The organism is Streptomyces sp. NPDC043952, from assembly GCF_056435325.1.
On sequence record NZ_JBWKES010000003.1, the window covers coordinates 148,970 to 171,443 of the forward strand.

Consider the following 22,474-nt stretch of genomic DNA (forward strand, 5'->3'; position numbering starts at 1 on the left):
CGTCGCTTCCGTCGCGCATAAGCGCCGGATGCGGCGAGTTCACCGTGATCCAGTGCGGTGCCCCTCGGCCGGAGGCTCGCGCGCGGGCCCCCGCACCGAGCGGGCGCGTGAACTCGCCATTGCGCACAGGTTTCACCGGGCCCCCTTCACAGCGCTGTTTCGAGTTGTTACTTTCCTCACTTGCTGGGAGCGCTCCCACGCTCAACGCCCTGGAATCAAGCCTGAGTTGATCGTCGCCGCCACCAAGCGGCCCGCGGCCTCCGGCCCGTTCGCACCCAGGGCGGCGCTCACCGGCGCGGCACCATCGCGTTCGAACCGCACCGCGCCCCGCCAGGGGAGACGGCGCGGCAGCGAAGTCAGTCAGCACGGGGGCACGCCCTACAAGAGGAGTTGGCTGCTATGAGACCTGCGGACTTGGGCCCACCTCGGCGGTACACGGCCATGGGTGTCGTGGCCGCGATCCTGCTCGCCCTGCTGGCCGCCGTGTCCGGTACGGCGCCCGCGCGGGCGGCGGGCACCGCGGGAGCGGGCTACTGGCACACCAGCGGTCGCCAGATCGTGGACGCGAACGGCATCTCGGTGCGCATCGCCGGGATCAACTGGTTCGGGTTCGAGACCGACAACCACGTGGTCCACGGCCTGTGGTCACGGGATTACAAGAGCATGCTCGACCAGATCGCAGCGACTGGATACAACACGCTGCGCATCCCGTATTCCGACGACATCTTCAAGTCCGGCACGATGCCGTCCAGCATCGACTTCTCCGGCGGCAAGAACGCCGACCTCCAGGGGCTCGACTCCCTTCAGGTCCTGGACAAGATCGTGGATTACTCGGGGCAGATCGGCCTGAAGGTGATCCTCGACCGGCACCGGCCGGACTCCAGCGGCCAGAGTGCCCTGTGGTACACGAGCAGCGTCCCGGAGTCGACCTGGATCGCCAACCTCAAGTCGCTGGCGGGCCGTTACGCGAACAATCCCACGGTCATCGGCATCGACCTGCACAACGAGCCCCACGACCCCGCCTGTTGGGGCTGCGGCGATACGACCATCGACTGGCGGCTCGCCGCCGAGCGGGGCGGCAACGCGGTGCTGTCGGTCAACCCCAACCTGCTGATCTTCGTGGAGGGCGTCCAGACCTACAACGGCGACTCCACCTGGTGGGGCGGCAACCTTGAGGGCGCCGGCACCTACCCGGTCCAGCTCGACGTGGCCAACCGCGTGGTCTACTCGGCCCACGACTACGCCACCAGCGTCTCCAACCAGCCCTGGTTCAGCGACCCGTCGTTCCCGAGCAACATGCCCGGCATCTGGGACAAGTACTGGGGCTACCTCCTCAAGAACAACATCGCCCCCGTCTGGGTCGGCGAGTTCGGTACGACGCTCCAGTCGACCACCGACCAGACCTGGCTGAAGGCCCTGGTCGACTACCTCCGCCCGACCTCGCAGTACGGCGGCGACAGCTTTCAGTGGACCTTCTGGTGCTGGAACCCCGACTCGGGCGACACCGGCGGGATCCTCAAGGACGACTGGCAGACGGTGGACACCACCAAGGACGGCTACCTGGCGTCCATCAAGGCCCCTGGATTCGGCACCGGCACCGGTGGCGGTGGCGGCGGTACGGACACCACTGCGCCCACCGCGCCGACGGGTCTGGCGGTGTCCGCGACGACCAGTTCGAGCGTGTCGCTGAAGTGGTCGGCGTCGACGGACAACGTGGGGGTGGCCGGGTACGACGTGTACCGGGGGTCCACGAAGGTGGGCAGCACCACGTCCACGTCGTATACGGACAGCGGTCTGTCCGCGTCCACGTCGTACTCGTACACGGTGAAGGCGAGGGACGCGGCGGGGAATGTGTCGGCAGCGTCGGGCGCGGTGTCGGCGACCACGGCGGCGAGTGGCGGTGGTGGTACGCCGGGCACGGGTGTGGTGAAGGTGCAGTACAAGAACAACGACAGTTCCCCGACTGACAATCAGATCAAGCCGGGGCTGCGGGTGGTGAACACCGGGAGTTCGGCGGTGGATCTGTCGAAGGTGACGATCCGTTACTACTTCACGGGTGACGGCGGCGCCCCCACCTTCACCACGTCCTGCGACTATGCGGCCGTCGGCTGTTCAAACGTGACGCAGAAGGTGGTCGCCCTGTCTTCGCCGAAGTCGGGTGCGGACCATTACGTGGAGGTCGGGTTCACCTCCGGTGCCGGCACTCTGGCGGCGGGGGCGAACACCGGGGACATCCAGAGCCGGATCAACAAGAGCGACTGGTCGAACTTCAGCGAGAGCGACGACTACAGCTGCGCCACCAACACCGCCTACGCCGACGCGACAAAGGTGACCGTGTACGTCGACGGCACCCTCGCAAACGGCATCGAACCCTGAGTTCTCCCTCCCCAAACGGCGCGTGGTGTGCCGTACGGCCGCATCGCGCGCCACCCCACCCCATGGAAGGAACCCTTGGTGAAGAAGCCTCCACCTCCCCCGAGATCAAGGCTCACCCGCGGCTTCGCGGTACTGTCGGCGCTCGCGCTCGGCTCCGCGCTGGCCCTGACGCTCGACGCGCCGACCGCCTCCGCCGCCACCGCCCGAGTGGACAACCCCTACGTGGGCGCGACGGGTTACGTGAACCCCGAGTGGTCCGCGAACGCCGCCGCCGAGCCCGGCGGCAACGCGGTCGCCAACACACCGACCGCGGTGTGGCTGGACAGCATCTCGACCATCCAGGGCACCAGCGGCCGGATGGGCCTGCGCGACCACCTCGACAAGGCCGTGTCCGAGGGCGCCAACCTGATCACGCTGGTCATCTACGACCTGCCGGGCCGGGACTGCGCCGCGCTCGCCTCCAACGGCGAGCTGGGCCCGACCGAGATCGGCCGGTACGAGACCGACTACATCGACCCGATAGCCAAGATCCTCGCCGACCCGGCCTACGCCAACCTGCGGATCGTCAGCGTCATCGAACCCGACTCGCTGCCGAACCTGGTGACCAACGCGGGCGGCACCGCCGGCTCCACGTCGCAGTGCGAGACGATGAAGGCGAACGGCAACTACGAGACCGGCGTCGGCTACGCGCTGAACCACCTGGGCGCGATACCCAACGTGTACAACTACATCGACGCCGGCCACCACGGCTGGCTTGGCTGGGACACCAACCTCGGCCCGGCCGCGGACGAGTTCTACAAGGCCGCCAACACCGCCGGCGCCACGGTCAACGACGTCCAGGGCTTCATCGTCAACACGGCCAACTACTCGGCGACTGTGGAGCCCAACTTCAAGGTGACCGACACCGTCAACGGCACGACCGTACGCCAGTCGAAGTGGGTGGACTGGAACCAGTACGTCGACGAGCAGTCCTACGCCCAGGCGCTGCGCACCACGCTGGTGGGGAAGGGCTTCAGCTCCGGCGTCGGCATGCTGATCGACACCTCCCGCAACGGCTGGGGCGGCTCCGCCCGGCCGACCGGCCCCGGCCCGACGACCTCCGTGGACGACTACGTCAACGGCGCACGCATCGACCGCCGGATCCACGCCGGCAACTGGTGCAACCAGAGCGGCGCCGGCCTCGGCGAGCGGCCGACCGCGGCCCCGGCCGCCGGGATCGACGCCTATGTGTGGGTGAAGCCTCCGGGTGAGTCGGACGGTTCCAGCCAGCCCATCGACAACAGCGAGGGCAAGGGCTTCGACCAGATGTGCGACCCGAGTTACACGGGCAACGCGCGCAACGGCAACAACCCGACCGGCGCCCTGCCGAACGCCCCGCTGGCCGGTCACTGGTTCTCCGCCGAGTTCCAGCAGCTGCTCCAGAACGCTTACCCGCCCATCTCCGGCACCGGTGGCGGTGGCGGCGGTACGGACACCACCGCGCCGTCCGCGCCGACGGGTCTGGCGGTGTCGGGGACGACCAGTTCGAGCGTGTCGCTGAAGTGGACCGCTTCGACGGACAACGTCGGTGTCACCGGGTACGACGTGTACCGGGGGTCCACGAAGGTGGGCAGCACGACGTCCACCTCGTATACGGACAGCGGTCTGTCCGCGTCCACGTCGTACTCGTACACGGTGAAGGCGAGGGACGCGGCGGGGAATGTGTCGGCAGCGTCGGGCGCGGTGTCGGCGACCACGGCGGCGAGCGGTGGTGGCGGTGGTACGCCGGGCACGGGTGCGGTGAAGGTGCAGTACAAGAACAACGACAGTTCCCCGACGGACAATCAGATCAAGCCGGGGCTGCGGGTGGTGAACACCGGGAGTTCGGCGGTGGATCTGTCGAAGGTGACGATCCGTTACTACTTCACGGGTGACGGCGGCGCCCCCACCTTCACCACGTCCTGCGACTATGCGGCCGTCGGCTGTTCAAACGTCACACAGAAGGTCGTGGCGCTGTCTTCGCCGAAGTCGGGTGCGGACCACTACGTGGAGATCGGGTTCACCTCCGGTGCCGGCACTCTGGCGGCGGGGGCGAACACCGGGGACATCCAGAGCCGGATCAACAAGAGCGACTGGTCGAACTTCAGCGAGAGCGACGACTACAGCTACGCCACCAACACCGCCTACGCCGATGCGACAAAGGTGACGGTGTACGTCGACGGCACCCTCGCCGGCGGCGTCGAGCCGTAAGCCGGGAGACACCTGAGGGGTTGGTTCGCCCAGTACGCCGGCGCCCGCGCCGGGGCGGCGGCGCACTGGGCGAACGTCATGCGCGGAGCCCGCGGTCAGAGGCCGCGCAGGCGGGCGAGCGTCGCGTCCAGACCGTCGTCGCCGGGGCGGTTGTAGGGGAGCTTGGCGAGCAGGGCGGCCATGCCGCAGGTGTTGCTCACGGCGGAGAAGACCAGACCGCCCGCGACGCCGGCGGACAGCAGCCGGAACGCCGGGTGGACGAATTCGCCCAGGGCGAGGCCGAGCAGGACGAGGGACCCGGCGGTGAGCCGGACCTGCCGGTCCATGCTCCACACCGGCCTGGCGTCGCGGTTCGCGGGGCGGTCCAGCGCCTGTCCTCCGGCGGCCCAGGCGCCGGTGCCGCCCGCGAGGGTCGCCGCGCGGACGCCCTGCTCGGCGAGGCGGCGGCAGGCGTTCTCCGAGCGGGCACCCGAGGCGCACACCAGGAGGACGTCGCCGCGCTCGGCCGCGTCGCGGATCTCGGGCAGCGCACGGTCGAGCTGGTCCAGCGGGATGTTCAGGGCGCCGGGTATGTGACCGCCGGCGTACTCGCCAGGAGTGCGGACGTCGATCACGGTGAGCTGGTGCAGCCGCTCCCTGGCCTGGTCGGGAGCGAGAGTGGTGAGGGTGGTCATGGCAGTTGTCGTCCTTGTGTCGTCGAGGGCGTCCCGGAGCGGTGAGTGACCCGTGGGGGCGGGGAGGGTGCGGGGACGCCCGGCGTTTCCACTGTGGCAGGGCTCTGTGACGGCAACGTCACACGAATACGTCGGCGAGCATGAAGACCGCCACGGCGAGCAGCACCCAGGCGAAGACGCGTTGCAGCGTGCCGCCCCTGAGCCGTCCGGCCAGCCGTTTGCCGTCCCAGGCGCCGAGCATGGCGGCCGCGGTGAACGGCGCGACGACCGCCCAGTCCAGGTGTATCCCGGTGCCGGCGCGGGCGCCGAGCGCGGCCAGCGAGTTGACCGTGATGACCAGCAGGCTGGTGCCGACGGCCCGGCGCATGGGCAGCCGGAGCACACCCACCAGCGCCGGTACGGCGAGGAAGCCGCCGCCCACGCCCAGGAACCCGGTCACCGCGCCGAGACCGGCCCCCACCGCGCCGGCCTTGCCCGGATCGATGCGGGTGCCGGAGCCGGGGGCGGTGCGGGCGGGGCGCAGCATGCGCAGCGCGGCGAGGGCCGCGATGAGAGAGAAGGCGATGGTCAGCAGGGCCTGCGGCAGATGGCCGGCGGCGGCCGCGGCGAGCATCGCGGGGACGATGCCCGCCGCGGCGAACAGCAGTCCGGTGCGCCAGGCGACATTGCCGTCCCGCGCGTGCCCGGTCAGCCCGGTGACCGAGGTGAGGGTGACGATGACCAGGCTGGCCGTCGTCGCCTCGGCGGTGGTGAAGCCGAGGAGGTAGATGAGGGCCGGTACGGCGAGGACGCTGCCGCCCCCGCCGAGGCCGCCCAGGGCCAGGCCGATGACGGCACCGGCGACGAGCGCGAGGATCAGGGCGGTCATGCTATGGAACCGCTGGTCCCGCAGTCGTCGACGGCCGGGCGCCCGGTGCGCCGGTTGTGCCGTACGGCCTCGGCGACGCCGACGCGGTACGCGCCACGGGGGAGGAGGGACATCACTCGACCTCTCGGGAAAACAAGGAAACAAATGGATGGACCGGAGCCTGTGCTCACGGGAGAACGGGGGGCGGGGCCGGTGGGGGGCCGGTCACCCGGTGACCACGGTCAGTCCGGCGGCGCCGGCGGAGTCGAAACCGTCGTCCACGGCCACCACGTCCCGGCCCGACGCGTGCAGCAGGGAGGCCGCGATACCGGCCCGCATGCCCCCGGCGCAGTGCACCCAGACGGTACCCTCCGGTACCTCCCCGAGCCGCTTGTGCAGCTGGTGCACCGGAATGTGCACGGACTTCTCGAGGTACCCGGCGGCGCGTTCGGAGTCACGGCGCACGTCCAGGACGACGACGCCGTCCGTGCCCCGCTCGGCCAGGGCGGCGAAGGTGGCGCGGGGGAAGCAGGCGAGCTTGTCGCCCTCGGGCACCCACCGCTCGGGTGCGCCGGTGGCCGCGGCGGCGGGCCGGTCGATACCGACCCGCACCAACTCGCGCTGAGCGGCCGCCAGTTGACCGGGGGACTCGGCGAGCAGGGTGACCGGCTTGCCCCACGGGATCATCCAGGCCAGATACGTGGCTATCTTGCCCTCGGCCTCGAAGTTGAAGGATCCGGCGACATGGCCCTCGGCGAACGCGACCCGGTTGCGCAGGTCCACGACCCACTCGCCGGCCGCGAGCCGGGCCGCGATCTCCCGCGCGTCGGCGACGGGCGGCGCGGTGAGGTCGACCGGCGCGGGGCCCGCCGTGTTGGCGGGGCCCATGTGGGTGTAGTAGGCGGGGATGTCGTCCAAGTCGGCGAGCAGGCCGGCGACGAAGGAGTCGACGTCCGTGGTGAGCGCGGCGTTGGCCGACTTCTCCTTGCCGATGGTGGTGGTGTCGCCCTCGGCCTGCGCCGAGGAGCAGAAGCTGCCGAAGCCGTGCGTGGGCAGCACGGACGTCTCGTCCGGCAGCTCGGCGGCCAGGCGGTGCGCGGAGGCGTGCTGGGCGCGGGCCAGCCGCTCGGTCAGCCGGGGCTCGACCAGATCGGGCCGGCCCACCGTGCCGATCAGCAGCGAACCGCCGGTGAACGCGGCCACCGGTCGGCCCTGCTCCCGCAGGACGTACGAGGTGTGATGCGGGGTGTGTCCGGGAGTGGCGACCGCCCGCAGCTCCAGCGCGTCGTCCACGGTGACGGTGTCGCCGTCGGCCACCGGCACCCGCGCGAACGACACCCGCGCGCCGGCCGGCACCAGATAGGCGGCGCCCGTCAGCCGGGCCAGCTCCAGACCACCGGTGACGTAGTCGTTGTGGATGTGCGTCTCCACCACGTGGCTGATCCGTACGCCGCGCCGGGCCGCCGCCGCGAGCACCTGGTCGATGTCGCGCGGCGGGTCCACCGCCACGGCCGCCTGTCGCCCGCCGGCCAGGTAACTGCGGTTTCCGAGGCCCTCAAGCTCGATGGTGTCGATGAAGAACACGCGGACGTTCCCTTCGCTGATTACCCCCTGGGGTATATCTCGAACCCTAGCACGGGTACCCCAGGGGGTATTTCGTACGCGTGCCGGTACGCCTTGGTCGGGCCGGTCCCCGCTGGTGGGAGGGGTCGGCCGGGGCGTCAGAGGCGGCCGGTGAGCATGCCGTGCCAGTAGATCCGCGGCAGCAGGTACCGCTTGAAGACCCACATGTCACGCCGTTCCTTGAAGGTGTCGATCAGCGGGAAAGTCGGCCGGGGTGTCAGGTCGTAGTCGAACTCGGCGAGCAGCATCCGGTCGCGGGCGGTCACCAGCGGGCATGAGGTGTAGCCGTCGTAGCGGTGGGCGGGCGTCCGGCCGTTCAGCACGTCGAGCAGGTTGGCGGCCACCACCGGGGCCTGCTTGCGCACCGCCGCGCCGGTCTTGGAGGTCGGCAGGTGCGCCACGTCGCCGAGCGCGAACACCTCCGGATATCGCGGGTGTTGCAGCGTGTGCTTGTCGGCGGCGACGAAGCCCAGCGGGGCGGCGGGATCGGCGAGCGGGCTCCGCTTGACCCAGTCGGGCGCGCTCTGCGGGGGCACGGCGTGCAGCAGGTCGTACGCGATGGTCTCCGCGCGTCCGCTCGCGTGGTCGGTGACGGTGATCTCCCGGCGGTCGCCGACCACGGCGGTCATCTCCGAGCGCAGCCGTACCTCGATGCCGTACCGGTTGGCCACCCGCTCCAGGACGCGGCGCCACTCGGGCACCTTGAACAGCGCGTCGTCGGGGATCACGAGGATGATCCGGATGCGGTCCAGGACCCCTTGCTTACGCCAGTGGTCGGCGGCCAGATAGGCGATCTTCTGCGGTGCGCCGCCGCACTTGACCGGCGTGGCCGGCTGGGTGAAGACCGCCGTGCCGGAACGCATGCCCCGGATCAGGTCCCAGGTGCGCGGGGCGTACTCGGGCGCGTAGTTGCTGGCCACCCGGTCGTGTCCCACCGCCTCGGCGAGACCGGGCACGGCGTCCCAGTCCAGTTGCAGTCCGGGGGCCATCACCAGGTGCTCGTAGGCGAGTTCGGCACCGCCGGACAGGGCGACCGTCCGCGCGTCGGGGTCGACGGCGAGGGCGTGCCGGCGTATCCAGCGCACCCCGTCCGGGATGACGGACGCCTCGGCGCGGCGGGTGGTGCGCAGGGCCGCCTGACCGCCGCCGACCAGGGTCCACAGCGGCTGGTACCAGTGGCTGTCGGACGGTTCGACGAGCGTGATGTCGCTGACGCCCGCGCGGCGCAGCCGGGCGGCGACACTGATTCCCGCGCTGCCGCCGCCGATGATGGCGACGCGATGCCGGCCGGCGATCGTCTCGGTGCCGGGTACGGGGCTTGCGGCCATGGGGGAGTCCTTCCTGTATCGGCCCTGCGGGCACACGATTTGGTTGTCTCCTCAAATACCCCAGGGGGTTTCCGCGACCGAAGTTATGACGGCCCCCGCGAAAGGGTCAAATACCCCGCCGGGTATTTGCCTCGGAGGTAAATCCGGGGGCGCGCGCGAGCGCCGGGGACCCGTGCGGGGGGACGCGGCGGCGCGCCGCGCCAGGTGAACGCCCCGGTCCCGTCCGGGCGTCGTAGCGTCCGGGCATGCGTGTACGGGGCGAGGAGCCGGGGTCGCCGACGAGCGCGCGCCCCGGCCGGGCGGGCGTCCTCGTCGCCGCGCTCGTCTGCGCCGTACTCGCCGCCGCGCTCGGCGGCTGCCCGCGGATGCGTGCCCTCGCCGGATCCGCCCCCGACGCGTCGCACCGGCCGCTCGCCGCGACCGCGCCCCGAGCGGTGGCCGGACCCCGGTCCGTGGCGACGGAGGCGCGGAAGGCGGCGGGCCCCCGCTGCCACGGCGGCGGCGCGCTCACCGCGGCGACCCCCGCCCCGGCTCCGAGCGTCCACGCCTGCGTCCCGAACGGCAGGTACCGAGGCGAGCCCGGCACCTCTCCGCCGCCGCACCCGGAGCCGCGCGTCCCCCGGCGGGTGCCCGACGGCCGACCGGAACCGCTGCTCAGGGTCTAGGGAATCCCCGGTCGCGGCGCCCGCCCGGCCTCTTCGCGTCCCCGAAACCGCTGCGGCACACCAAGGAACCCTCATGCCCGCTCGCCCCGCCCGCGGCAGCCGGTTGTCCGGCCGGATCCACCGGCACCTGGCTCCGGCCGTCCTCGTCTGCTACCTGCTCGCGCTGCTCGTCCCCGGACCCGGAACCCGGCTGCGCGGGATGGCGCTCGGCCTGGCCGGGCTGCGCCTGGACGCGTCGGCGCTCGCGCTGTTCGTCATCCTCTTCGCCGCCGCCTTCCAGGTGCCGCCGGGACGGGCCCTGGCCGCCGTCCGGCAGCCGAAGGCCGTGGTCGCGGGGCTGGCAGCGCATCTGCTGACCGCCTTCGCCCTGGCCCCCGCCACAGCCGTGGCGCAGTACGGCGCCGGGCTGCGGGGCCCGGCCGCCGGCCTGTCCACCGCCGTGGCGCTGATCGCGGCGGCACCCGTGGCCGCCGCCGCCACGGTCTGGGCCGGCCGGGACGGCGATGTCACCGCGCTGCTCGCCGTCGTCCTGCTCTCCGCGCTGCTCAGCCCGCTGACCATGCCGACGACGCTGAGCCTGCTGGGCCATGTCCTGCCGTCCGCGGGCCACACCGGGGCGCTCGCCGAGAGCGCCGCGGGGCAGGCGCGGGCGCTGCTCGCCGGGGCCGTCGCCCTGCCCTGCGCGCTCGGACTGCTGGCCCGGCGGTCCCTCTCCGCCGCCCTCACCGGCCGCCTGCTCGCCGGGGCGCCGCTGCTGGCGGTCACGGCGATGCTCGCGCTCACATACGTCAACGCCACCGCCGCGGTCCCCGTGCTGCACAAGGAGCCGTGGCCGGTCGTCACGCTCTGCGCCGCCGTGGGCTGGGGGGTGTGCCGGCTGGCCTTCCTCGCGGGTGCGCTCACCGCCCGCGCGCTGCGGCTGCCGCCCGCCGCCGGGGCCACCGTCACCCTGGCGTGCGGCATGAGCAACGTCAGCGTCAGCACGGTCGTCGTCGTCCAGGCGCTGCCGGAGCAGCCGGGCGCGCTGCTGGTCACCCTGGTGTACGGGCTGGCGCAGAAGGTCGGGGCCCGGCGTGCCCTCGGGCACGGGGCCGCCGCGCCGTCGTACCGGGCGGTCCGCGAACGGCGTGCCGTGCGCTGAGCGGCCCCGCGCGGCCGGTGTCCGCGGTCTCTGGCGGGCGCGCGGCGGTCTCTGGCATCATCCCCACGCATCACCCGCACCGCCTGCACCGCCGCCCCACACGTCGCCCGGTCTCACGCAGGAGGCTCCCCCATGAAGGTCCGCTCGGCCCTGACCGCCCTCGCGCTGGTCGTCGCTCCCGGCGTCGCCGTCCTCGGCACCGCGACGGACGCCTTCGCGGTCACCAAGATCAGCAATGCCACCGCGACCCAGATGTTCCGCGACGCGGGCATCACCTGGTCCTCCTCCGGTGGCTGCTCCGACCGCGACAACGCGACCTGTACGTCCTTCGACCAGCTCAACCTGGCCACCGCCCAGGGCGCCGTGACGCTCAAGCACGCCAGCGGCTGCGCCCTGAACATCACCGGCGGCACCGAGACCGGGCACGCCTCCGGCACGTACTCCCACTGGAACGGCTACAAGCTCGACTACGGGAAGAACACCTGCATCACCAACTACATCAAGAACAACTTCACCTACTCCGGCCTGCGCGGCGACGGTTACCCGATGTGGACCGCGGCCTCCGGCAACGTCTACGCCGACGAGGGCACCCACTGGGACGCCCTGTACTACAGCTGCGGCTGCTGACACCGGGCCGGCCGGCATCCGGGCGACCGCCGTCCTCCGGGTCCGCCGGCACCCCTCAACTCGGCTCCCCCGGCTGCCCGTTGGTGTCGTCCGCCGCCTCGGCCATGAGCCTGAGGACCGCCTCGACGACGACACCGGGGGCCGGCCCCGCGTCCACGGCACCGCCGCGTTCGCCGGACTCCAGCGGTTCCAGCGTCGCCTCCTGCGACTCCAGCAGCGCGCGCGGCATGAAGTGGCCCGAGCGCTCGCTCATCCGCCGCCCCACCTCCTCGTGACGGGCCGTCAGGTGCACGAAAAAGGCGTCCGGGCAGGCCGCCCGCAGCACGTCCCGGTAGCGGCGGCGCAGCGCCGAGCAGGGCACCACACCCCCGGTCCCGGCCCGGTCGCGGTCCCGCAGCCAGCCGCCGATCGCCGCCAGCCAGGCCCCCCGGTCGGCGTCCGTGAGCGGCACGCCCGCCGCCATCTTGGCGACGCTCCCCGGGGAGTGGAAGTCGTCCGCCTCCGCGAACGGCACGCCCAGCCGCCGCGCCAGCAGCCGAGCCACGGTGGTCTTGCCCACCCCGGACACCCCGATCACGACGACGCACGGCGGACGCTCCGACGGGTCACGGCGCATCGGCTGCCCCCTCTCCTCACGACCGGCTCTCATCGGCCGCCGTACCCAGGACCGTCTCCTCGTGCAGCAGCGCGTCCCTGGTCAGCGGGCCGGGGCCGTAGGGGTGCCGGGGCGCCGGGCCGTCCGAGCCCGCCGGGTACTCCTCCAGGGGGACGAGGCCCCGCTCCCAGGCCGTGAGCACCGGGGTGAGCACCCGCCACGCCTGCTCCGCCTCGTCACCGCGGATCGACAGCGCGGGATCGCCCCGCAGCACGTCCAGCAACAGCCGCCCGTAGGCGGGCAGTTCGGCGGGCTCCAGCTCCGCGGACAGCTCCAGCTCGGTGAGATGCCCGGACCGCGCGCCCGTGCCCATCAGATCCAGGGTCAGCCCCTCCGGCTCCAGACCGAAGCGCAGCACATTGGGCGCCACCTCCCCGGTATGCCCGAACGGCAGATGCGGCACGGGCCGGAACCGCACCGCGACCTCCTTGCGGTCCGCCCGCAGCCCCTTGCCGCTGCGCAGCCGGAACGTCGTACCCGCCCAGCGCCAGCTGTCCAGTTCCAGCTCCACCTCGGCGAAGGTCTCGGTGCCGCGTCCGGGGTCCACGCCCTCCTCCTCGGCGTACGACGGCACCTCGCGGCCGTCGATCCGGCCCGCCGAGTAGCGGGCGCGGCGGGTGCGGTGCACCACGTCGTACTCGGTCGGCATCCGCACCGAGCGCAGCACGTCCACCTTGCGGTCCCGCAGATCCCGTTCGCCGAGGGTGACCGGCGGCTCCATGGCGACGAGGCAGAGCACCTGGAGGAGGTGGTTCTGCACCATGTCCTTCAGGGCGCCGACACGGTCGTAGTAGCCGGCCCGGCCCTCCAGCGCGAGGCTCTCGTCCCAGACGATCTCCACCTCGGCGATGTGGGTGCTGTTCCACAGGGGTTCCAGCACCCGGTTGGCGAGCCTGCTGCCCAGTACGTTCTGCACCGTCGTCATGGCCAGGAAGTGGTCCACCCGGAACACCGCCTGCTCCGGCACCAGTTCGGCCAGGCGCGCGTTCAACTCCCGTGCGCTGTCCAGGTCCTCCCCGAACGGCTTCTCCAGCACGACCCTGCTCCCGGCCGGCAGGCCCGCCGACCGCAGCGCGGAGACCACCTGCGGAAAGAGCGAGGGCGGCAGCGCCAGATACAGCGCCACCGGCTCGTCGCCGCCGATGAGCGCCCGGACGTCCTCCTGATCGGTGACATCGGCCCGCTGGTAGTACGCCGACGCCACCACCGCCCGCCGGGCGGCGGCCGGGACATCGGCGGCCTGCCGGTCGAGCCAGTCGTTGATCCACTCCCGGAACTCCTCCGTGGTCAGCTCCTCACGGCTCGCCCCGGTCAGCCGGAACCCCTCGTCGAGATGGCCCGCGGCGTGCAGCGCGGCGAGGGCCGGCATGAGGAACCGCCCGCTGAGATCCCCCGTCGCCCCCAGGACGACCAGCCGCCCGATCATCGCCGGCTCGCCGCCCTCGCCCGCTGGAGGTTCACACCGCTCGCGATGACACCGATATGGCTGAACGCCTGGGGGAAGTTGCCCATGAACTCTCCTGTGGTGGGATGGATCTGCTCCGACAGCAGCCCGACCGTGCTGGCCCGCGCGCACAGGGACGCGTACAGCTCCCCGGCCTCCTCCAGGCGCCCTTGCCCGACCAGGTTGTCGACCAGCCAGAAGCTGCACAGCACGAACGCGCCCTCGTCACCGGCCAGTCCGTCCGGGGCCTCGTCGTGCAGATAGCGGTACAGCAGTCCGCCCCCGGCCGACAGCCGCTCGGCGACGGCCGCCGCCGTGGCCACCATCCGCGGATGACCGGCCGGTACGACCTCGCGCAGCGGCAGCGCCAGCAGGCTCGCGTCGAGGACACCACCGCCGGACAGATGGGCGCTCAGGGTCCGCGACTCCTCGTCCCAGGACTCCTCCAGGATGACGCGGCGCACCCGCTCGGCCGCCGCCCGCCACTGCCCGATCCGGCCGGGCAGCCGGTGCCGCTCCCCGATGCGCACCGCCCGGTCCAGGGCGACCTGGCACATCCCGGCCGAGTACGTGAACGCCCTTCCCTCGCTGCGCACTTCCCAGATCCCCTGGTCGGGATGGCACCAGGCACGCTCCGCCGCGTCGGCGAGTCCGGCCAGGCCCGCCCACAGCGCCGGCTGCACCTCCCCGCCCGACAGCAGCCACTGGTCGGCGCAGTCGAGGATCTCGCCGTACACGTCGTGCTGACGCTGGTCGGTCGCGCCGTTGCCCCAGCGCACCGGGGCCGAGCCGCGATAGCCCGCCAGCTCGCCGTCCGTCACCTCGTCCGGCACCGTGTCGCCCTGGAGCGTGTACATGATGCGCGGCTGCCGGCTGTTCTCGAAGGCATCGAGGACCCAGCCGAGGAACGAGTCCGCCTCGCCGTCGAAGCCGATACGGCGCAGCGCGAACACGGCGTACGCCGCGTCCCGGATCCAGGCGTAGCGGTAGTCCCAGTTGCGGATGCCGCCGATCGGCGCGGGCAGCGAGGAGGTCGGCGCGGCCACCAGCGAGCCGCAGGCCCAGTCGTCGCACATCTTCAGCGTCAGCGCGGCCCGTCTGACCAGGGCCGCCTCGGGGCCGGCGTAGTCGCAGTGCCGCATCCAGCGGTGCCAGGCGTCGGCGGTGCCCTTCAGCATGGCGTCGGTGTCGAAACGGTGGTGCCGGTGGAAGCGCCCCCAGGACAGCACCAGGTCCAGACGGTCGCCCTGCCGCAGCTCGTGGACGCTGCGCAGACCGGTCAGCGGACGGTTGGCGCGCAGGTGCAGACGCAGGCCCGGCTGCCGGTGCGGCCGCACCTCCAGCCCGCTGAACAGCGCCTGCGCCTGCCCGCCGCCGCGCGGCTCCAGCTCGGCCCGCAGCCGTACGTGCCCGTCCAGGACCACCGCCGAGCGCACGAGTTCGGCCCGCCCGGCCGGCATGTCCTCGGTGAGGTCGGCGCCGGCCCTCAGGGCGAGCGCGTCGGTCAGGCGCACCAGCCCGGTGCGCGAGCGCAGCTCGGTGACCAGCACACCCGTGTCGGGCTGATAGCGCTGGCGCGCCTCGACCAGATCCTCGGGCGCCACCGTGAAGTGGCCGCCGCGCGCGTGGTCCAGCAGAGAACAGAAGACCGCGTCCGAGTCGAAGCGGGGCAGGCACATCCACGGGATCGAGCCGTCCAGGCCGATCAGCGCCGCCGTGGTGCCGTCGCCGATCAGGCCGAGATCCTCCAGCGGAAGGTAGCCGTCCCTCCTGCGGACGGCCCGGAAGGGCGGATCGGGATCGTACATGCGGCCTCGCTTCGTGGACCTTCGGTGGGCCGGACCGTGCTGCGGGTCCGGGGCGCGTCACTCGTCGAAGCCGACCAGCACCTTCACGGTGTCCTCCAGCTTCTTGTCCGACACCTCGAAGGCCCGCTCCATCTCGCGGAAGGGGAAGCGGTGGGTGGTCAGCCGGGTCGGGTCGACGCGTTTGTTCTCCAGCACCCGCAGCAGCCGCTCCATGCGCAGCCGCCCGCCGGGACACAGGCCGGTCGCGATCGTCTTGTCCGCCATGCCGACACCCCAGTCGAGGCGCGGGATGTGCACGAACTCGCCCTCGCCGAAATAGCCGATGACGGAGATGGTGCCGCCCGGCTTGGTGACCTTGACCGCGGTCTGGAAGGTCACGTCCGCGCCGAGCGCCTCGATGGCGGTGTCCACGCCCTGCCCGCCGGTCAGTTCGGCGATTCGCTCGACCACGTCCTCCCGGCCGAAGTCCACGATCACGTCCGCGCCGTAGAACCGGGAGAGTCCCTGCCGGCTGGGCACCGACTCCACGCCGATGACCAGGCCCGCGCCCCGCAGCCGCGCCCCCGCCGTGGCCATCAGCCCGACCGGGCCCTGCGCCAGCACCGCCACGGTACCGCCGATCGGGATGTCGCCGTGCTCGGCGCCCATGAAGCCGGTGGACAGCATGTCGGCGCAGTAGACCGCCACGTCGTCCGGGATGCCGTCGGGAATCCGCGCCATGTTGGCGTCCGCGTCGTTCACATGGAAGTACTCGGCGAACACGCCGTCCTTGAGGTTGGCGAACTTGAAGCCGCCCAGCGGGCCGCCCGACTGCGAGGGGTAGCCGTTCTGCGCGGCGAGGTCGCCCCAGTCGGGGGTGATCGCGCCGACCACCACCCGGTCGCCGGGCCGGAAGTCCCTGACCTTGCTGCCCACGGCGTGCACGACGCCGACGCCCTCGTGACCGAGGGTGAGATCCTTGCGCGGCCCGATGCCGCCCCGCACGGTGTGCGAGTCGGAGGTGCAGATCAGCGCCTTGGTCGTACGCACCACGGCGTCGGCGGGCCCCGGTTCGGGAACGGGCTTGTCCATGAAGCCGACGCTCCCGATCTCCTTCATCACGAATGCCTTCACCGGCCTGCGCCCTCCTGTCGGACGACCGACACCGCGCCACCGGCCGCGGTACGGAACCGTCCGCGGCGGCCGGTGGCATGCCTCGCACACCGTGATCACCGTCTCACGGGGCCCTGGGCAGCGCGCGGCGGCCGCGGGAGGCGTTGATGCGTTCCGGTGAAAGCGGGGCCATGTCGCACGGCGAATCCGCCGCGCTCCGGCGGGGCGCCCGCATCGTGGTGACTCCGTCGTGCTGCGCGCGGGGCGGAGGGCGGAGGGTTCATGTCCGGCAGTGCCGCAGGGCGCGCCTTCATCGGGTCGTTCACATCGGCGGGCGGACCGGGGATCGTCGTGGCCGACATCGACCCGCGCACCGGCGCGCTGACCCGGACGGGCGCCGTGCGGTCCGTGCCCGACCCCTCGTACCTCGCCGTCGGGCACGGCGAGGCGGGCCCCGTTCTCTACGCGGTCTCGGAGACGGTGGCGGGCGTGGTGGCCGCCTACGACGCCACCGGGGCGGTGCCCCGGCCGCTCGGCGAGCCCGTGCCGGTCGGCGGCGACGAACCGACCCATCTCGCCCTGGCCCAGGGCCAGCTGCTGACCGCCAACTACGGCTCGGGCAGCGTCAGCGTGCTGCCGCTGACGGCCGAGGGCCTGCCGCTGCCGCCGAGCGCGGTGCTGCACCACGAGGGCTCGGGACCGGACCCGGAACGCCAGCGCTCCCCGCACGCCCACCAGGTCGTCCCCGACCCGTCGGGACGCTGGGTGCTCGCCGTGGACCTCGGCGCCGACTCCGTGCAGGTGTGCTCACTGGACGAGCGCACGGGCGGACTGCGCCCGCACGGCGCGACCGCCCTGCCGCCGGGCACCGGACCCCGCCATCTCGCCTTCCACCCGTCCGGAGACCACGCCTACGTCCTCGGCGAACTCCGTCCGACGGTGACGGTGTGCCGCTGGGACGCCGCCGCGGGGGTGCTGCGCGCGGTCGGCGAGACCTCGCTGCTCCCGGACGGCGCTGACGGCGCGGACGGTCCGGCGCAGCCGTCGGCCCCGGTGGTGGCACCGGACGGCCGGTATCTGTGGGCGGCGGTGCGCGGCCCCGACACCGTGGTCGTCCTCGCGCTCGACGCGTCCGGGGAGCGGGCGGAGCCGGTCACGGCCGTGCCCTGCGGTGGCCGCTGGCCGCGCGATCTGGTGCTCGATCCGGCGGGCCGGCGGCTGTACGCGGCCAACGAGCGCTCGGGCGAGGTGACCTGGCTCGACGTCGACCACGCGACGGGCATTCCCCGGCCTGCCGGATCGCTGCCCGTGCCCGCCGCCAGCAGCGTCGCCTTCGGCTGAGGGCGCCTCACACGAGGACGAGGACGAACACGAGGACAAGGCCGAGGAACGAAGGCCGAGGGACGAGGGACGAGGGACGAGGGACGAGGATGGCGGAGCGGCAGAGCGAGAGAGAACGCGTCGTGGTCGGGGTGGACGGCTCGGAGGGCTCCAAGCAGGCCCTGAACTGGGCGGTGCGCCAGGCGGAACTCACCGGCGGCTGGGTGGAGGCGGTGATCGCCTGGGACGTCCCGCAGTTCCACGGCGCCCTCGGCTGGATGCCGCCCTCCAGCTCCGACGAGGCCGCGCTGGAGGCACGGGCGCAGAGTGAGGTCACCTCCGCGGTGGAGGAAGCCGTCGCGGGCCGCCCCGCGGTGCAGGTCAGCACGGTGGTGCGCTACGGCGCCCCCGCGAGCGTCCTCCTGGAGGCCTCCCGCGGCGCCGCGCTGCTCGTGGTCGGCAGCCGTGGCCTCGGCGGATTCAAGGGCCTGCTCCTCGGCTCGGTCGCCCAGCACTGCGTCCAGCACGCCCACTGCCCGGTCCTCGTTCTCCGGGGACAGGAGGACTGAGGCGCGGCGGCCGGGGCGCCCGGCCCGGCGGACAGGGACGTACCGCCCGGCGGACAGGACCGGTACCGCCTGGCGGCTCAGCCCGCCGGTGCGTACGCGTCCCCGCGTGCGGCCCGCCGTCTCCGCTCCCCGGACGCGCCGCCGACCACCCCGCCCGCGAAGAGACCCAGGGCCCCGGCCGCCCTCCTCAGCCGGGGGCAGGCCCGGCCGGGTATGGAGGCGAGGGCAGAGGGGAGTGCGAACAGGGCGCCGACCGTCGCGAGGAGCAGGCGGAAGAGGTGGTCGCGGGGGAAGAGGAAGAAGTGGTTGCGGGACGAGCTGAACAAGCGGTTGCGGTGGACATCGATGTGGTGGCCCCAGGCGCACACGGCCGCCAAGGTCAGCGGGACGAGAACCGTCAGCTGTTGTCCGCCCATCCGGTCCTCGACGAACGGGGCGGCCCATGCGGACGCCGCGGCCAGCAGGGCCAGCGCTCCCAGTGCCATGGCGAGCGGCGTGGAACGTGGTTGCATGTGGCCTCCCCCCTGGCCGCGGCGGCGTGCAGATCTTGTGCGTGAAAGGAGATTACGCCGCGCGGTCCGGCCTCCGAAAGGCCTGTGGACAACTGTCGGCGTGCTCGCGTCACGCGGAGGGGGAGAGCTGGTCGCGCACCCACGCGGGGTCGGGGTTGACGTGTGGCCGGCCCGCCACGACCACGGTCGGCACGGTCTCGTCGCCCCCGGTGGCCGCCCGCACCACCGCCGCGCCGTCGGGGTCGCGCCAGATGTCGACCCAGTGCAGTCGGCGGGCGCTACGGCCCAGGCGCAGGCGGAGGCGAAGGCAGTACGCGCAGCCCGGCCGCCAGTAGACGACGGGCCTGCCGTCGGCCTCGCTGCGGCGCAGGGCCTCCGAGGCGCTGACCGAACGCGGGTGGGTCAAGGGCGAGTTGAGGGTGGCGAGCAGCACGAACACCGCCGCGAAGGCCGCGCCCGTGCCGGGGTGGCCCGACCGGAACAGCTCCGTCGCCACGGCGGAGCCGCAGAGCACCAGCAGGATCGGCAGGGTCCAAGGGCGTCTCATGGTGAGGGAGGTTATCCGTGCGGGGACGGAGCGCTCCAGGAGGTCGCCACGGGGCGGGAGTGAGCCAGGCGGTCGGCCACCGGGGGGCGGGAGTGAGCCAGGCGGTCGCCACTCCTGGCTGTCTCTTCCTCGGCCGGGCGCTGCGTCCGCTCCAACTCCTCGGCGCCGACGGGGTGGTGGGGCCGAGGTCCGCACCCGGCCCCGCTGCCGTCAGTCGTCCTCCGACTCCTCGTTGGACTCTTCGTCGTAATAGACGACGCCGTCCTCGTCCATCCGGGGGTGGATTCGTTCGGGGCCGTAGTCGCTGGTGTCGGACGGGCGCGGGCCCTCCGGGCCGTCGGGGCCCCAGCGCAGCATGCGGCGGGTGCGGATGATCCGGTATGTGGTGCCGAGGACCTCCAGCTGGTTGACGCGGCCGGAGCGCAGCCGGTCGGAGGCCTCGGCGTACGCGACCAGCACGGGATCGGCGCCGGGGTCGTCGGCCACCACGGTGCGGGCGGTCACGAGGTGGCCGTCCTCCACCTCGATCAGTCCGCGGGTACGCGGTTCCAGCCATGTCAGGCGGAAGTCCAGCGCCTTGCGGGCGCCGAGCGTGGTGGTGTGCGGGCGGCTCACCGGTTCCCAGGCCTTGCCGTTGCGCTCCGCGACCGTGAACGTGGCCGGCAGCAGGACGACGTCCGGATGGGTGGCGCGGGCCCGGCGGGACTCGCGGATCACGAAGTCGGGGAAGCGCGAGCCGGCGTAGACGAAGTCGCGCAGCGCCAGCCGCTCGGTGGCCTGCGCCGGGGTGAGCGGCGCGTCCGGGTCCAGGACCAGGCCGGCGTCGACCTCCGGCTCCCGGTTGCCGGGGCTCCAGTCGGGGTCGACGGGTTCCGGATCGGTCGGACGCGGCAGTTCGATACCGTCCGCGCCGGTGCCGGCCCACTCCTCGGCGCGCACGATCCGGTAACGGGTGCCCAGCACGGTGAGTTCGTCGACGGGCTCGGTCTCCAGCCGGGCGACCGCCGCGAGCAGGGCACGCCGCTCCGCCTTGTCCTTGGCCTCGTCCTTCGCGCGGAACCACAGAAGCGAGTTCAGGCTGTCGCGCGACAACTGCGGGAAGGGGGAGGCGATCGAGGTCACCGCACGCCAGCGCGGTCCGTCCTCGGGCCGCTGCTCGACCACCCCGAACAGCGGTCCGCGCACGGCCACTTCGCCGGCGCTGAACACGGCGTCGAGGGCGTCGGCCTCCATGGCGGCCTCGACCGGCTCCACCGGAACGCGCACGACCACCGGCCGGACCCCGTCCGGCCTGACATTCCCAAGGTCCATGCCCTCCATCCTGCCGACCGCGAGATGCGCCCAGTGGGGTTTTTGGTGAAATACCGCTTCCCGTGCGGAAAACCAGCCATCCGTGGCAGCGGAGGGCGCCGGCGACTTGACGGTGGCCCCGGTCGCGCCGCAAGGACCTGCGGGCACGTCCCCGCCGACGGCCCCGCCAGTCCCGACGGCCCCGCCAGCCCCGGCAGCGCCGACGGCCGCCAGCCCCGGCAGCGCCGACGGCCGCCAGCCCCGGCAGCGCCGACGGCCGCCAGGCCCGCCAGCCCCGACGGCCGCCAGCCCCGCCAGCCCCGCCAGGCCCCCTCGGGTCCGTCCGTCAGAACTGCCAGACACGGCGCTCCCGCCGACACCCCCGCGCTATCCGGCGGAGCCGCGCCAGTGCCGGATCTCCAGCGCCGCGGCGACGTCCAGCGGGTGCTCCGCGAGGGGGCGGGGAAGCAGTCGGTCGGCGCGGTTGAGGCGGCGCAGCAGGGTGTTGCGGTGGGTGAACAGCCGGGCGGCGGCCCGCGAGGCGTTGCACTGTTCGGCCAGGTAGGCGCGGACCGCGTCGGTGAGGTCGTCCGGGGCGTGCTCCAGGGCGCCGAGGGTGCGCTGGACGAAGCGGTCCGCGCGTTCGAGGTCCTGGGAGAGCAGGGCGACGAGTTCCACCTCGTCGTGCGAGGCGAGCCGCTGCGCGGAGGCCAGCCGGGCGAGCATCCGCTGGGTGGTGAGGGCGTCGAGGTGGCTGCGGCGGAAGCCGTCGATACCGGGGGCCGGTGAGCCGAGCGCGACCCGCACGGCCGGCAGCCGGTCGAGTCCGGCCCGTACCCGTGCGGTGTCCGGCCGCCCGGTGAGCCACACCCAGCGGGTGGCGTCGCTCGCCATGACGCTGAGCAGGTGCGCGGGGCCCGCGGCGGCGGCCAGCAGGTCGGCGGCGCGGTCGAGTTGGCGCAGCTCCGCCTCGGGCGCGTCGGTCCAGACGACGGCGGCGGTGTGGCTGGCGTCCAGCGGATAGCCGAGGCGGGCCTCGGCACGCCGGCGGGTCATGGGCGCGCCGTCCAGGAGCAGTGTGACGGTCTCCCGGCGCTCGGCGTGGGTGCCGCTGGTGAGGTCGGTCAGCTCGGCGTTCATCTGCGCGGACATGACCGCGACGGTCCGGTCGACGTAGTCGGAGATGGAGCGCAGGGACACGTCGAGCAGCTCGGCGAGTTCCCCGTGGTCGCCGGTGAGCGAGCAGGCGATGCGCGTCCACACGCGCACGGCCACGCTTTCGCCCGCCCGGTAGGAGTCGAGCGCGGGCTCGGCCAGCCCGCGGCGCACGATGTCCCGCGCGATGGCGCGGGTCACGTCGCTCTCGTGGGCGGGCACGGGCGCGCCCGGCGCGTTGACGTTGGCGGCGGCCCAGTGCAGCAGATTGGCGCGGTTGGCCCGCCGGATGCCGGCCGACAGCACCGGATCGTCGGCGATCGGCCGGCGCGTCTCGCCGGTCAGCGTGGCCGCGTCCAGCTCGGCCAGCCACTCGGGCCGGGGGGTGAGGGTGATCTCGGCACCCTGCCGGATCAGCTTCCGGATCCGGGGCGAGGGCGGGGTCCATGACATGACGGACATGATGGCAACGCGGTGGTGCAGAATGCACCAGCCGGCGGGGAACGCGGGGCGAACTGCCTCTAGGCGTCGGCCGTGTTCGTTCCGACCATGGAGCGATCCACCGCCGCTGT

The 22,474-nt window shown here is 72.9% G+C and carries 19 protein-coding genes; 7 read left to right on the forward strand and 12 right to left on the reverse strand.

Annotated elements, in window-relative coordinates:
- The first annotated feature begins 441 nt into the window (after positions 1 to 441).
- Together AC069R_RS04445 and AC069R_RS04450 are read left to right on the forward strand one after the other, a co-directional pair.
- A complete protein-coding gene (locus tag AC069R_RS04445; protein WP_478764431.1) occupies positions 442 to 2,376 on the forward strand; it encodes a cellulase family glycosylhydrolase in 1,935 nt (644 codons plus the stop codon).
- 78 nt (positions 2,377 to 2,454) lie between these two features.
- Complete coding sequence (locus tag AC069R_RS04450) at positions 2,455 to 4,605, forward strand: glycoside hydrolase family 6 protein (protein ID WP_478764433.1); 2,151 nt, start codon at positions 2,455 to 2,457, stop codon at positions 4,603 to 4,605.
- A 95-nt stretch (positions 4,606 to 4,700) separates the two neighbouring features.
- On the opposite strand, the gene AC069R_RS04455 is transcribed toward AC069R_RS04450, so the two are convergent.
- From AC069R_RS04455 to AC069R_RS04470, 4 genes are all read right to left on the reverse strand, one after another.
- The gene (locus AC069R_RS04455; protein ID WP_478764435.1) at positions 4,701 to 5,279 is read right to left on the reverse strand and encodes a rhodanese-like domain-containing protein; all 579 of its coding nucleotides are present in this window, start codon (positions 5,277 to 5,279) and stop codon (positions 4,701 to 4,703) included.
- A gap of 118 nt (positions 5,280 to 5,397) precedes the next feature.
- Positions 5,398 to 6,147, reverse strand: a complete 750-nt coding sequence (locus AC069R_RS04460) for a sulfite exporter TauE/SafE family protein (RefSeq protein ID WP_478764436.1) — start codon at positions 6,145 to 6,147, stop codon at positions 5,398 to 5,400.
- A gap of 204 nt (positions 6,148 to 6,351) precedes the next feature.
- On the reverse strand, positions 6,352 to 7,710 hold the full coding sequence (locus tag AC069R_RS04465; protein ID WP_478764437.1) for a rhodanese-like domain-containing protein: 1,359 nt from the start codon (positions 7,708 to 7,710) through the stop codon (positions 6,352 to 6,354).
- A gap of 137 nt (positions 7,711 to 7,847) precedes the next feature.
- Complete coding sequence (locus tag AC069R_RS04470) at positions 7,848 to 9,077, reverse strand: NAD(P)/FAD-dependent oxidoreductase (RefSeq protein WP_478764438.1); 1,230 nt, start codon at positions 9,075 to 9,077, stop codon at positions 7,848 to 7,850.
- A 245-nt stretch (positions 9,078 to 9,322) separates the two neighbouring features.
- On the opposite strand from AC069R_RS04470, the gene AC069R_RS04475 reads away from it, so the two are divergent.
- The 3 genes from AC069R_RS04475 (at position 9,323) to AC069R_RS04485 (ending at position 11,510) form a co-directional block, all read left to right on the forward strand.
- Complete coding sequence (locus AC069R_RS04475) at positions 9,323 to 9,742, forward strand: hypothetical protein (RefSeq protein ID WP_478764440.1); 420 nt, start codon at positions 9,323 to 9,325, stop codon at positions 9,740 to 9,742.
- Positions 9,743 to 9,815: 73 nt separating this feature from the next.
- Positions 9,816 to 10,883, forward strand: coding sequence for a bile acid:sodium symporter family protein (locus tag AC069R_RS04480; RefSeq protein WP_478764441.1), 1,068 nt, complete (start codon positions 9,816 to 9,818; stop codon positions 10,881 to 10,883).
- A gap of 132 nt (positions 10,884 to 11,015) precedes the next feature.
- Positions 11,016 to 11,510: a hypothetical protein gene (locus tag AC069R_RS04485; RefSeq protein WP_478764443.1), complete on the forward strand. Its 495-nt coding sequence runs from the start codon at positions 11,016 to 11,018 to the stop codon at positions 11,508 to 11,510.
- Positions 11,511 to 11,565: 55 nt separating this feature from the next.
- Here the strand turns inward: AC069R_RS04485 and AC069R_RS04490 are convergent, their stop codons facing one another.
- Genes AC069R_RS04490 through AC069R_RS04505 form a run of 4 tightly spaced genes read right to left on the reverse strand, consistent with a single transcriptional unit; the run spans position 11,566 to position 16,530 of the window.
- A complete protein-coding gene (locus AC069R_RS04490; RefSeq protein ID WP_478764445.1) occupies positions 11,566 to 12,126 on the reverse strand; it encodes a gluconokinase in 561 nt (186 codons plus the stop codon).
- A 16-nt stretch (positions 12,127 to 12,142) separates the two neighbouring features.
- Positions 12,143 to 13,591, reverse strand: coding sequence for a glucose-6-phosphate dehydrogenase (locus AC069R_RS04495; RefSeq protein WP_478764447.1), 1,449 nt, complete (start codon positions 13,589 to 13,591; stop codon positions 12,143 to 12,145).
- A complete protein-coding gene (locus AC069R_RS04500; protein WP_478764448.1) occupies positions 13,588 to 15,417 on the reverse strand; it encodes a glycoside hydrolase family 15 protein in 1,830 nt (609 codons plus the stop codon). Before AC069R_RS04500 ends, AC069R_RS04495 begins: the two co-directional genes overlap by 4 nt.
- Before the next feature lie 57 nt (positions 15,418 to 15,474).
- The gene (locus AC069R_RS04505; protein WP_478764449.1) at positions 15,475 to 16,530 is read right to left on the reverse strand and encodes an NAD(P)-dependent alcohol dehydrogenase; all 1,056 of its coding nucleotides are present in this window, start codon (positions 16,528 to 16,530) and stop codon (positions 15,475 to 15,477) included.
- A 261-nt stretch (positions 16,531 to 16,791) separates the two neighbouring features.
- Here AC069R_RS04505 and AC069R_RS04510 point away from each other — a divergent pair, with 261 nt between their 5' ends.
- Both AC069R_RS04510 and AC069R_RS04515 read left to right on the forward strand, forming a co-directional pair.
- Entirely contained in the window at positions 16,792 to 17,850 is a 1,059-nt protein-coding gene (locus AC069R_RS04510) for a lactonase family protein (RefSeq protein ID WP_478764450.1), read from the forward strand.
- Positions 17,851 to 17,939: 89 nt separating this feature from the next.
- Positions 17,940 to 18,398 carry a universal stress protein gene (locus AC069R_RS04515; RefSeq protein WP_478764452.1) on the forward strand — a complete coding sequence of 153 codons (459 nt, stop codon included), beginning with the start codon at positions 17,940 to 17,942 and terminating at the stop codon, positions 18,396 to 18,398.
- Between the two features lie 77 nt (positions 18,399 to 18,475).
- On the opposite strand, the gene AC069R_RS04520 is transcribed toward AC069R_RS04515, so the two are convergent.
- The 4 genes from AC069R_RS04520 to AC069R_RS04535 form a co-directional block, all read right to left on the reverse strand.
- The gene (locus AC069R_RS04520; protein ID WP_478764454.1) at positions 18,476 to 18,910 is read right to left on the reverse strand and encodes a hypothetical protein; all 435 of its coding nucleotides are present in this window, start codon (positions 18,908 to 18,910) and stop codon (positions 18,476 to 18,478) included.
- Positions 18,911 to 19,019: 109 nt separating this feature from the next.
- Positions 19,020 to 19,457: a glutaredoxin domain-containing protein gene (locus tag AC069R_RS04525; RefSeq protein ID WP_478764456.1), complete on the reverse strand. Its 438-nt coding sequence runs from the start codon at positions 19,455 to 19,457 to the stop codon at positions 19,020 to 19,022.
- Between the two features lie 210 nt (positions 19,458 to 19,667).
- Positions 19,668 to 20,768: a DUF5954 family protein gene (locus AC069R_RS04530; protein WP_478764458.1), complete on the reverse strand. Its 1,101-nt coding sequence runs from the start codon at positions 20,766 to 20,768 to the stop codon at positions 19,668 to 19,670.
- Positions 20,769 to 21,134: 366 nt separating this feature from the next.
- Positions 21,135 to 22,355, reverse strand: coding sequence for a PucR family transcriptional regulator (locus AC069R_RS04535; RefSeq protein ID WP_478764460.1), 1,221 nt, complete (start codon positions 22,353 to 22,355; stop codon positions 21,135 to 21,137).
- Between the last annotated feature and the right edge of the window lie 119 nt (positions 22,356 to 22,474).